Annotated in this window: 3 protein-coding genes; all 3 read right to left on the bottom strand. The window is 41.4% G+C overall.

What is annotated here, in order from left to right:
- Positions 1 to 123: 123 nt before the first annotated feature.
- Positions 124 to 7,884 (bottom strand): non-ribosomal peptide synthetase, encoded by a 7,761-nt coding sequence (locus IPU53_RS24510; protein ID WP_207454130.1) that lies wholly within the window; start codon positions 7,882 to 7,884, stop codon positions 124 to 126.
- Positions 7,885 to 8,030: 146 nt separating this feature from the next.
- On the bottom strand, positions 8,031 to 9,734 hold the full coding sequence (locus IPU53_RS24505) for an ABC transporter ATP-binding protein (protein WP_207454128.1): 1,704 nt from the start codon (positions 9,732 to 9,734) through the stop codon (positions 8,031 to 8,033).
- On the bottom strand, positions 9,727 to 13,644 hold a 3,918-nt coding region (locus IPU53_RS24500), incomplete at its 5' end, for a non-ribosomal peptide synthetase (protein WP_207454126.1). The genes IPU53_RS24500 and IPU53_RS24505, both read right to left, overlap by 8 nt.

The following is a 13,644-nucleotide window of genomic DNA, read 5'->3' as shown; positions in this document are numbered from 1 at the left end:
CCGGCAAGCCTGAGGAGGCCTGCCACTCGCCCGCGGAAAGCGAAGTATATTTCCGGAGCGAATATATGCTCCATACTAGTTCTTTTTTCTTTGGTGAAAACACTTTTGTCCCAGCCTCTTCTCTTACATAACGCTTATTTCTTTCTCTAAATACCTTTTTAACCCTTCGGCTTGGCCTGCTATGCAAAATGTGCTAATTTGGATTTTATCCTGATAGCATAATACGCTTATAAAGTTTTGGTCTTTAAATTCTTCCTGAGAAGTGTTTAGCAAATCAACATCTATCTCCTCATAATCTTGAACCTGTTCAAATAACATCAACTGATTATGAATCGGAATTGTAATGTTTCTAGGATTTAATTTTGTAAAGGCTCCGAGTATTTTCGGATATCGCCATTGCAATTTCAATTCAGAAAATAGTGTAGCCATATTAATGTTATGTTCACGCATAAACTGTAGTTTATCCGTTACTTGTCCCATAATCGATTGATCTTGATTGACATCCACAACATGAGGGATAAAATCAATAAACTCTCCAATATAATTATAATACTCTTGATCCAAGTATTTTCTTCCATTATGGACAACAAGCATAGGGATTTTTAGGTCTGGGAAGAAATATTGTAACACCTTCACATAAAGGCGTTCAGACAATTCGATCGGATGCTGCTCCCATGGAACCCTTACCTCCTCATTTAAACGGAACGTATATCGGACCTGTTCAAAATCTACTTGTTTCACGAGTTTTTGATACTGCTTAACCGCCTGTTTAAAATCGGCCAATCCAAGCTTTTGATAGATCTCCTCTTGCGTTGTAGCTTGCGGACCTTTTTGGATCTGTTCTATATAGTTTCCATAATCATAATGTGTTTCAGGACCTTGGATTGCTTCTTCCTTATAAAGGCTTACTAGCTCATGCTTCAAAATATCCTGGCTAAAACCGTCAAATACAAGATGACTGCACAAGAGAATAAGTCGATAATCTCTTTCGTCTTTTTTTATTAAAATAAACTTAGCCATTAACTGATCTCCAGCAAAATAATCATCTTGATCAAAATCAGTGTACATGCTGATTACTTGTTGAATGATCTTTTCTTTTACAGTCGTTATCACATACGTTAAATCCAAAAACGGAATATTTAATTGAGCAGGACATTCGACTTCAATAAGTTCTTCCTTTTTTATATTGATTTGTGTACGTAGTATCGGATGTCGTTTCAATAACGCTACCACTGCTTTTTCTAATTTAGGAACATGGGTCTTTTCCTGAAAATGGATCTCCGCAAAGCTGGATCGGATCCCCATTGTATAAGACAATTTTTGAATAGCCGATAACGGTTTTCTAGTTGGAAATGGCTTAGCTTGAAAATATTCAGCATAGCCAGCTAATTTAGTCTGTGCCCTTTCTAGTAATTCCTGCTCCGGAATCTGCCGATAATGCTGCTGTAAAATGGTATCCACATATGATTGCCCTTGTTGCATTCCTTCACCTGGATCAAAGGAAAGTGGGAATAAATAGTGAGCAGCTATCGAATTCGCTTTGCCAAAAAATTGAGCGATCTCTGCCTTTCTGCTTTCTAGAATTGCATCTTCTACCAATACAACTGTTCCATGGCTTGTATCCACTAGCTTTATTTCATCAGAATTTAACCCTAATGCTTGGAGCTGATCAACCTTTTGATCCTGCTCTTGGCTCTCCGTTATCAGTGCTGCTATTCTTTCAACTGTTTTAAGATTGAATAATTGAATCACACTGACCTCAAATCCATGCTCCCTTAATTTAGAAACAAATTTTATCGCTTTTAAAGAGTTTCCTCCTAAATCAAAGAAACTTTCATGGATCCCAATCTCTTCAACGCCCAATACTTCTTCTAAAATCGTCACAACTGTTTTTTCAATTTCTGTATTGGCTGGTTTGTACGGTGTTTTTTCAATTACATTCGGTTCTGGAAGCTTTTTCTTATCTAATTTTCCATTAGAAGTTAGTTCAAACTTATCTACTTTGCTCATATAGGTTGGGATCATATAATCCGGCAATTGCTGACTTAATGCTTCTTTGATCCTACGCTCATCAAGTTCAGCATCCCTCATAATTAGATATGCACAAAGCTGCTGATCCCCGAGCTGATTTTCTTTCACAACTACTTCCGCTTCCTGCACACCAGATTGGGCTAAAAGCAAATGGCTTATTTCTTGTAGTTCAATTCTTCTTCCTCGAATTTTAACTTGATCATCTATTCTCCCTAAAAATTGCAGTGTACCATCAGGAAACCATCTTCCTAAATCTCCCGTCCGATAGACTTTTTTATCTTTGAGAAGTGGATGGGAGACGAATTTCTCTGCCGTTAATTCCGGCCGATTTAAATAGCCATCGGAAACGCCCAAGCCACTTACACAAATTTCTCCTGGCATGCCAATCCCACATAATTGCTCTCCTTCTAGGAGATAGATTTCCATATTGGCAATGCCTTGACCAATCAACACATTTACATATGAATCTGTTGGTTTATAAATATAATCACAACAACCAATGGTTGTTTCGGTCGGTCCATATTCATTATGAATGTGGATGTGCTCGCCAAATTGAGTAAGAGCGGCTTGCGCTATTTTAGCCGACAATTCCTCGCCACCGACAATAAGGCTCTGCAACTGCGGCAATACTTGGCGCTTGTTTGGTTCACATACAATTGCCAGATGAGATGGTGTCAATTTGATCATCGTGAGCTCTCTATTTTGAAAAACAGAGTAAATATCCTTTTCGATCCCTTCCGTATATATGACTAATTTTCCGCCAAAGCACAGGGGAATAAAAATAGAGGTCATCGTCAAGTCAAAACCAATGTTTGTAAAAAGCGGCATGATGGCTTGGCCTGTGACATATTCTTGCTCACAATATTGTAAATAATTGACTAGGTTGCGGTGAGAAATTTTCACCCCTTTTGGCATACCAGTAGAGCCTGATGTATAGATGCAATAGCAAAGTTGATCTATATCAATCGAAATCCCTGGATCATCGATAGTCGAACCTTGCAATAGATTTGGTAGAGCAAGTGATAGACATTCTCCTGTATCGATTTGGGGGGCATTTTCCTCTGTTATAAGAGCCTTTGCCTGACTATCCTTGATAATAAATTCTAATCGGTCCTGTGGATATTGATGTTCCAACGGTAGAAATCCCGCGCCACTTTTCAATATCCCTAAAATCGTTGCGATTAGGTCAAGGCTTCTCGGTAAAGAAAAGGCAACAAGATCATTCTTGCCAATTCCAAGTGCTTGTAAATGATTCGCAATTTGGTTTGCTTTCTTATTCAATTCGTCGTAGGTAAGTTGCTGATCTCCTTGTTCTAAGATTACTTCATTCGCCCTTTTCTCCACCTGTTCTTCAACTAAATCCTTGATCGACTTTTCTTCATGAAAGATCACTTGAGTATCATTAAATTCGTACAATACTTGTCTTTTTTCTTGTTCTGGCAAACAATCCAATGCATTTAATGTTTTATGAAGATCACTTGGGAGTACAGTGAGCATTTGTATATACTGATTAGCTAGACGAACGATCGTTTCTTCCTTATAAAGGTCTGTACAATATTCTATATTTAACAAATAACCATTTTCTGTCATATCAATGGTGAACGTTAGATCAAATTTGGCAATCTGGCTCTCCTGTATGACATCTTGATGGGCCAATTGTTTGACAGTAAGTTGTTCTTGCCCCTGATTCTGCAAAACCAACATGCAATCAAATAATGGGTTTCTCGATAAGTCACGTATTGGCTCTACTTCTTCAACTAAATCTTCAAACGGGTATTCCTGGTGCTCATAGGCGTTTAATGTCGTCTGTTTAATTTCCGTTAGAAATTCGCCGAAGGTCTTCGTTTTGGTCGGACGTCCGCGCAGCGCTAAGGTATTGACGAACATACCGAGCATCCCTTCGGTATCCCGATGAGTCCTTCCCGAAATCGGACTGCCTACGACGATGTCCTCTTGGCCACTATATTTTTGTAATAACACCATAAAGGCGGCTAAAAAGACCATATATTCCGTTGTGTTCGTTTGGCGCGTAATTGTCTGGACCGCTTGTTTGATCTCTTGCGTCATCTCCACTGGCCAAGTAGCTCCACGGAAGCTTTGCTTAGCTGGTCGTGGAAAGTCTGTTGGCAGATCTAAGATCGGAATGTCTTCACGGAATTGGTCGACCCAATACGCTTTTTGTGCCTGCAGATCTTTTTGCTGCATCCACTCACTATAATCTTTATAGTGCACCGTTTGTTTTTCTAAGGATTCCCCCCGGTACAGTTTGGAAAACTCTTTGGTTAATAGATTGATTGATTCCCCATCGGCAATCAAATGATGCAAATCAAACAACAAATAAGCTTGCTTGGCTCCTTGCACCACCTTCACGCGAAACAACGGAGCTTGTTCGACATCGAAAGGACGGACAAAGTCCGTTAAAGCCGTGGCGGCTGTCAGCTCATCGTTTTCTTCATACTCCACCTGAACAGATACCGTATCAGCTATTTTTTGTACTGGCTCTCCTTCCACTAAGTGGAAGCTGGTGCGTAAGATTTCATGGCGGTCTACTAGCTGCTGACAAACCGTTTTGATCTTGTCACGATCGACCGTTCCTTTCATTTCCAGCATCCCTGGGATGTTATAGGCCGTCGCGGCTCCTTCCATCGCTTGGATAATATACAAACGCTTCTGCGGCGAAGACATCTTGTAATAATCTTGTGCAGGTGCAGCTGGGATCGGTTCATAGGACTGATCGGCTTCTAGCTTCTCAATTTGTTCACTCAGTTCTAGAACCGTCGGGGCGTCAAAGATCATTTTTAAAGGCAAGCGGATGCCCATTTGTGCCTCGATCACATTGACGAGACGAGTGGCACGCAGAGAATGGCCACCCAGCGCAAAAAAGTCATCGGTTGTGCTGATGTTCTTGACTTCTAGCACGCCTTGGAAAATCTCGACAAGTGCTTCTTCCCGTTCATTTTTCGGTGCGACATACCTAGTGGAACTGGTGAAGGTTGGCACTGGTAAGGCTTGGTGATCCAATTTGCCATTGCGCGTAACAGGCAACTGGTCCATCTCGGTCACGGTTGTTGGGATCATATAATCCGGTAATTCTGTTCGTAATTGGGTTTTTAGCTGGTCTGGGTCAGGTCGCTCGACCATGTCTTGATACACGACATAAGCCGCAAGGAAGGGTTCCCCCGTTGGGGCTGTTTGCACCAAGACTGCGACATCTTGAATCCCCGCCTGTTGCTTGATGACTTGCTCAATTTCTCCTGGTTCAATGCGGAAACCACGAATCTTTACTTGGTCATCGATTCTCCCCAAGTATTCGATCGTCCCATCTGGCAACCATCTCGCCAAATCGCCTGTGCGGTAGAGTCGGTCACCTGGTTGATACGGATTGGCGACAAACTTCTCAGCAGTGAGCGCTGGTTGGTTAAGATAACCTCTGGCAACTCCGTCGCCGCCGACACATAATTCGCCTGGCATCCCAATCCCAGATAATTGCTCTCCTTGAAGGATGTAGGCACTGCTGTGCTGGAGCGGTCGCCCAATTGGCAGCCGGCTATCCCCTGGTTGTATTGGATAATAAAGCGAAAACGTCGTATTCTCTGTGGGGCCATAGCCATTCATTAATTGGATGGAATGGTGAGCGAGGAATCGCTCTACATGCGCTTCCGACAGTTTTTCTCCACCAATTAAGAGTGACTCGAGCGGTGTAAATACGTCCACATCCAAATCGACGAGATTATTAAACAATTGTGCTGTCATCCACATCGTATTGATCGAATAGGTCTCCAGGGCGTTTCGTAATTGAGCCGGAGCGGTCACAATATCGGTCTCCACTAACGCGACTGTGCCGCCATTGAGAAGCGGACCCCATATTTCAAATGTGGAGGCATCAAAGGAAAGCGCACCGGTTTGTAAAACGCGAGCAGACTCCAGTGCCACATAGTCTTGATTTTTCACCAACCGCACCACATTGTGATGTTCCACGATGACCCCTTTCGGTTGCCCTGTAGAACCAGAGGTGAAGATAACATAGGCGATATCATGCGCGCTTCCCTTGCTTTCCTGTACCCCTTCTTGATAGTTTCTATGTAGAGAGAGAAGCTGTGGCACATTGATGTCCTTGAACGCGGTCCGGTGCCGCTCCCCACATAAAATTGTCTCAATCTGACAATCCTCAATCATCTGGTGCAATCGCTTGGTGGGATAATCAGCTTCAAGCGGCACATAGCCACAGCCATGTTTCAGTATCGCAAGCAGGCCTGCGACCATGTCAACCGATTTCTCTGTGACAATGCCAATCAAGCTCCCCGATTTCACGCCAGTACGTTGCAATTCGCCCCACAATTGATTGGCACGTTGCTCTAATTCTGCATAGCTTACACGTTCATTCGCCGCGACCACCGCTTCTCGCTCCGGATAGCGTTGGACTTGTTCCAGCCATAGCGTATGAATCGGCTTTTCTTTTGGATAGACGGATGGAGATGGATTGAATCCATGCAGTAATTCTTCGGCTTCCGCTGCTCCCACAACATTCAACGAATCTACCTTTTTTGTAGGGTTACGGACAATGTCTTCGATAAGCTGTTTGAACTGATGGAGGATCCTTTTTATTTCATTCGAACTGTATTTTTCCGTATCAAACATAATCGATGTCACCCATACATCGGACTTTTGAATGATTAGACTGATCGGATAATTGGTCTCCTCGCGAAATTTCTCGGTTACGATAAACTGATCATCGATTTTATTCTTCACATAATAGTTTTCAAACACCATCAAAGTGTCGAATGTTAAATCATTCATTTGCTGAATTGTAGCCAATGGACAGTAATCAAATGGAGTTGAATCGATGGCTTGCTTTGCAACAGTTTGCGCGATTTTTTCAAAGTAATCATCGGCATGACTTGTCACACGAACTGGAATAGTATTAATAAATAAGCCTACCATCTCTTGAATATTTTCGATGTCACTATTTCTTCCTGACACGACTTTTCCAAACACAACATCATTAGACTGAGTATATCTTTGTAATAAAATCCCCCAGGCTACTTCGAACAATGTATTGACTGTAATGTCATTTTGAGTACAAAGGTGTTGAATATCATGACTAAGTTCCTCGCTATAGCTTACTTCCACTTGGTTGTTTTCGACTTTTGCCTGTGAAATAGAACCATCTGGCAGAATCGTTACCACATTCGAATAATTTTCTAAAAGTTTTTGCCAATAGCTGAACCCTTTATTAACATCTTGCTTTCTTAACCATTTGATGTAATCTTCAAAATCAGGTAAACGATTCGCTTCTTGACGCACTTCTTCCGCTAATACGTCAAACCGCTTTCCTTCCTGCAAAGCAAGATAATACTTCATGAAGTCGGAAGAAATGATCGATAAACACCATCCATCTAAAATAATATGATGAAAAGTCCAGATAATTTTATAATCCGATGGCCCATTCTTGATCACTTTCAACCGTAAGAGGGAGTTTTTCTCTAGATCAAAGCCTCTTTTAATGTCTTCCTGCGTTATTTCTTGCTCTTGTTCGTTTCTTGCAACTGGGTCTAAATCACTTAGATCGATGGTTTCCATTTCGATCTTTCGGTTTGATAAGATAATTTGCTGTGGCTTTTTTACCTTTTTATAGACAACAGCTGTCCGTAAAATTCGGTGCCTTATGCTTAACAGCTCCAGAGACTTTTTCACTTGTTGTTCATCAAGCTGCTTCTTTATCGACATCACTTCCTGAACAACATAGCTAGTCGATTTTTCATCGAACATTTTGTGAAAAAGCATTCCTTCTTGCATAGGCGTTAACGGATAAATTTTTTCGATTACACGATTTTTAGCCGTTTTCACCATCATATTCTTCCTTTCATACGAGCGATTTATGAAGGGAGGGCGGGACAAAAGTGTTTTCACCAAAGGAGTCTACGTATATTTCCTTCGCTAAGGTAATACGTTGTTCGTCTTTGGAGCTTAACTTTTAGTTATGTCCCAGCCTCGTTTCTTCAATGTGTGACATGATAAAGAGCATGGAAAAATCCTTTTTGGTCGATAAGCTCTTCAAATGATCCTTTTTCTACGACTTTACCGTTTTTCATCATAATAATTTCATCATAACGAGCTAGCATCGCCCCATTTAATTTATGGGTGACAATCACTCTCGTAATATCTTCAATATTTAAAATCGATTTTTCGATTGCTGTCGAGGTTTCATTATCAAGAGATGAGGTTGCTTCATCTAACAAGAGAATTGGCGTCCCTTTAATTAAAGCTCTAGCAATCGACACTCTCTGCTTTTCTCCTCCAGATAAAAGCGATCCATTTTCACCACACTGAAAACCTGGTCCCTTTTTCTCCATCAATGGCTCCAATCCTGACATGCTAATGGCTTTCTGTAGATGCTCATCTGAATAGGATTTAAATAATTTTATATTGTTTTCAATTTGTGTATCGAACATAAAGATTTCTTGCTGAATCATCGAAATAAGTTGATACAGACTAGAAGGATCAATTTCGCGTAGCTCCGTATCATCAAGTAAAATCCGCCCATCATAGTTGTCATAGTACCCCATTAATAGATTTAACAATGTGGATTTTCCACTTCCACTTAACCCAACAACTGCATAGGATTTGTTCTTCTCTAATTCAAAATTAAGGTCAGACAATACTTGATTCTCGCTATCTTTGAAAGAGAAGGAAACATCTTGAAAACGGATCTTATCCGCAAATTCTTCTTTTTTCTCTCCTTTATCTTCCTTCTCCTCTGTTAAGAGCATTTGATCGATTTTGTCACTCAGGACCAATCCAGCTTTGCGTTTAGGCAGATACTCTGCCACGATCGCGATCGGTCCTAATAAATAATTCAACAATTGGATATAGGCTACTACATCCCCGGCAGTCGACTTTCCGTTTAGAGCAAGGTAAGCTCCGAATGAGAATGTCCCGACAACTGCCATAAAACCAGATACCTCTGTCAAACTATTGATTAAATCTGTGAGATTATTAAAGGTTCGTTTCTTTGTTTCTAAACTTTGATTGGCGTCAGAGATCGCATTGGAGACTTCCTTTTCAATTCCAAAGCTCTTTACCACTGTAAAACCATTGAAAAAGTCTTTAATGGTTGTTGTGAAGCCTTCGTTTTTCTCAGAGACACCAGTTTGATGAAAAGCTACTCTTCCATTAAACACAACAGACACGATAATCGGTACTAAACTCAAGATCAATACAACAATCGCCACTAACACATTTAAATAAAACATAGCGGCTAACCCGAGAATAAATAACGCTATTTGTGTAACGAGGATTAAATTCCCTTGCACATAATCTGTTTCAATTGTTTTCACATCATTACTGATGACAGAAATATAGCTGCCAGTATTTTTCTTCTTAAAATCAGTTAAATCTTTCCGAATAATAATCTGGCAGATCACTTCTTTGTATCTCGTGAGTGCATTTTTTATATACTTATTTTTCAACAAGTAGTGGGTAATACTTAGCACTAAATAGAGAACTAAGAAACCAATTACCATCTGAACTAAGCGAATTAATTCGCTAGTAGTTCCATCAACACTAATATCAACTAGCCATTTTAAAATAAAGGCAAGACCTATATTAAAACAAGCTAACAAGATAGAGATGATAATCGTACTGATGAATAAAAATTTATTTTTAAATAGATTTTCTCTTAAAGATCGTCGTGGTTTAATCATTTTCTTCACCTACATATAATTCAAGAACATCCTCTAGTTCATTTTCATCCCATTCGACATGATCGCCGTAATCAGATATCGTAAACTGTCCTTCTTCCACCGTCAGACAATGATTAATGACAGCTTTTAAGGCAGCTTCGAAATGGGTGCAGAAAATATTCATCAGCGTTTGATCATGAGAAGATGATCGGAATTGAATTGTAAATCGTAATCTTTTTTGTTCTATGACACCATCAATAGTCATAGACTTTCCATGATCGTTCTCGTCCGCACTCATCTTTCCTGGATGGAGCATGGAACTTTCGAACATTCCGCTTTCGTTTTCATGGATGTTGCCTAAATAATTAAAGCTAATCCCTAATGGAAGTTGCTTTTGTTTATCCTGAAGCTTGGTTTCAACTAGATGCTTGAAGACCCCGTATGTCAAACCATTGTTAGGGACATTGCGCAGCCGTTCTTTTATCTCTTTAATAGTCCGTCCGATATCGTCTGGGACAACCTCAAGAATCACTGGATAAATATTGGTAAACCAGCCGATTGTTCGATCGATATTTACCGATTGTTCGAGTGGATATCTCCCATGTCCTTCCAGTTCAATACCGACCTGTTTGATTCCAGCCGTTTGGTAGAGTGCCCAACCTAATGCCGATAAAAGCAACTCATTGATTTCTGTATTATAGGCTCTTCCTGCTTCATATAATAAGGAGGAAGTAAGTTCCTCTGATATCTCAATATCATAGCTAAACAAATCTTGTCCTTTTTCAACAAACGATGGATTGTCTATCGTTTGTAATGTATCGACAACCCCTTCCCAATAAGGGATTTCCTGTCTCGCCACATAGGTTTCACCATGCGCAATAAGGGCTTGCTGCCAATCTGGATAAGCCATTGTTTTAAGCGGTAATTTTACTGGCTCCTTCTCTTGCAGCTGAGAATAGGCAATAGTAAAATCTTCCAGTAAAATTCGCCAAGAAACACCGTCCATGACAAAATGATGTACACAGATAAAAAGATGAGTGCCTTTGGATGTATGGTACAAGGCCACTTGGAATAAAGGACCATTTTCCAAATCTATCGAAGCTTGAATGCTTTCACATTCTCCCTCGATTTGTGTTTTTATTTCACCCTCACTCGTAATATGTTCAAGATCATAGACCTTTAATTTATAGAGGTTATCCTCATCTACACGGCGAATCCGTTGTTTTCCATCTGCCAATACAGCTCTCAGCATATCATGGTGAATGACTAATTCATTCAGCACAGAATCAACCATGTTGTCTTCAAGTTTTTCCTGAGTATAGAGCATGATAGCCTGATTAAAATGATGCGGCTTTGGAAATGACCAATTTAAAAATTCATGTTGAATTGGCGACAATTCGTATAAGCCAGTGATTGTTTTTTGCGACTCAGCTAACCGATCGGCTGCTACGTTTTTCAACTTATTAGCGATCCCCCGAATCGTCTTTTCTTGGAACATCATTTCATAATCAAGCTCAAATCCAACCTCACGCATTTTCGAAATAATACGAATCGCTTTGATAGAGTCTCCACCAATCTCAAAGAAGGGGTCATCAATCCCAATCTTTTCTAACCCTAGTACTTCTTGATAAATGGTGACAAGCAATTCTTCCCGTTCATTTTCAGGTGCTGCATAGGCTGTTGAACTGGTGAATGTTGGTACTGGTAAGGCTTGATGATTCAATTTGCCATTACGTGTAACCGGCAGCTGGTCCATCTCGGTCACAGTCGCTGGGATCATATAATCTGGCAATTCCCACCGCAATTGTGCCTTTAGTTGATCTGAATCAGGTTTTTCGGTCCTATCATGGTATACAACATAAGCAGAAAGGAAAGGTTCGCCTGTCGGTGCTGTTTGCACCAAAACTGCGACATCTTGAATCCCCGCCTGTTGCTTCATCACTTGCTCAATTTCACCTAGTTCAATACGGAAACCGCGAATCTTCACTTGATCATCGATTCGTCCTAGGTATTCGATCGTCCCGTCTGGCAACCATCTTGCCAAGTCACCCGTGCGGTAGAGTCGTTCGCCCGGTTGATACGGATTTTCGACAAACTTCTCAGCAGTGAGCACTGGTTGCTTAAGATAGCCTCTGGCGACTCCGTCGCCGCCGACACATAATTCGCCTGGCATGCCAATCCCAGCTAATTGCTCTCCTTGAAGGATATAGGCACTGCTATGCTGGAGTGGTCGGCCTATCGGCAGCCGGGTATCCCCTGGTTGTATTGGATAATAAAGCGAAAACGTCGTATTTTCTGTTGGGCCATAGCCATTCATTAACTGGATGGAATGGTGAGCGAGGAATCGCTCCACATGTGCTTCCGATAGTTTCTCTCCACCAATTAACAGTGACTCCAGCGGCGTAAACACATCCACATCCAAATCGACGAGATTATTAAACAATTGTGCTGTCATCCACATCGTATTAATCGCATAGGTCTCAAGCGCGTTTCGTAATTGAGACGGATCGGTCACAATATCGGTCTCCACTAACGCAACTGTGCCGCCATTGAGAAGTGGTCCCCATATTTCAAATGTGGAGGCATCAAAGGATAGCGCACCGGTTTGTAAAACGCGAGCAGACTCCAGTGCCACATAGTCTTGGTTTTTCACTAACCGCACCACATTGCGATGTTCCACCATTACCCCTTTCGGTTGTCCTGTAGAACCGGAGGTAAAAATAACATAGGCGACATCATTCGCGCTTCCCTTGCTTTCCGTTGTCCCCTCTTGATAGTCTCCATGGAGAGGAAGAAGCTGTGGCACCCCGACTGCTTCAAGCTCAGTCCAGTGGCACTCCCCACATAAAACTGTCTCAATCTGACAATCCTCAATCATCTGGTGCAGCCGCTTGGTGGGATAATCAGCCTCAAGCGGCACATAGCCGCATCCATGCTTCAAAATTGCAAGCAGGCCTGCGATCATATCAACAGATTTCTCTGTAGCAATCCCAATTAAGCTTCCCGGTTTCACACCGTTGCGTTGCAATTCGCCCCACAACTGATTGGCACGTTGCTCTAATTCTACATAGCTTACACTTTCGTTTGCCGTAACTACCGCTTCCCGATCTGGATGGCGTTGAACTTGTTCCAGCCATAGCGCATCGATCGTTTTTTCCTTTGGATAGGAAGTAGCCTCGGGATTAAAATCAGTCAGCACTTGTTGACGTTCTTTTTCAGTTATTAGACTAATTTCCTCTATTGGTTGCGAGAGCTGTTCACTCAATGACTGTAATAAATACGTCATTCGCTCAGCTATCTGCCGAATCGTCTCTTCCTGAAATAGAGCCGTACAATATTCCCACTGCAGAACATAGCCTTGCTTCTCAATATCAATATTCAAAGTTAAATCAAATTTTGATATTGTGGAATCGTGATTGATGTTGCGAAACCCCTTGTGATCAGACAGCTGATTGTTTTCCTGATTCTGCAGAACAAGCATATGATCAAAAATCGGATTACGTGACAGGTCACGTTGAACATCGACTTGCTCGACTAACTCTTCAAACGGATATTCTTGATGTTCATAAGCCTGTAATGTGGTTTCTTTCATCTCTTGTAAAAATTGCTCAAAGCTTTTCTTTCCCTCTGGCTGTCCGCGCATCGCCAATGTATTGACAAACATACCCAGCATGGTTTCTGTGTCATGATGCAGGCGCCCAGAGATCGGACTTCCTACAACAACATCATCTTGGCCACTGTATTTTTGCAACAACACCATAAAGGCGGAAAGGAACACCATATATTCGGTTGTATTGGTCTTCTCACACAGCTTGCGTACGCTTTTCTTAATCTCTTCCCCCAACGTAAACGAGAGGGTCGCACCTTGAAAACTCTGTTTTCTTGGGCGCGGATAATCTGTTGGTAAGTCCAATACAGGCACTTCATCTGC

The sequence above is a fragment of the Bacillus sp. SD088 genome (genome assembly GCF_017355205.1).
Taxonomy (GTDB): Bacteria; Bacillota; Bacilli; order Bacillales; family Bacillaceae_C; genus Lederbergia.
This window is presented reverse-complemented; position numbering and strand designations above follow the sequence as displayed.

Bases quoted from the DNA above. Each gene is read 5' to 3' on its own strand.
- IPU53_RS24510 (WP_207454130.1), bottom strand. From the start codon at position 7,884: ATGATGGTGAAAACGGCTAAAAATCGTGTAATCGAAAAAATTTATCCG.
- IPU53_RS24505 (WP_207454128.1), bottom strand. From the start codon at position 9,734: ATGATTAAACCACGACGATCTTTAAGAGAAAATCTATTTAAAAATAAA.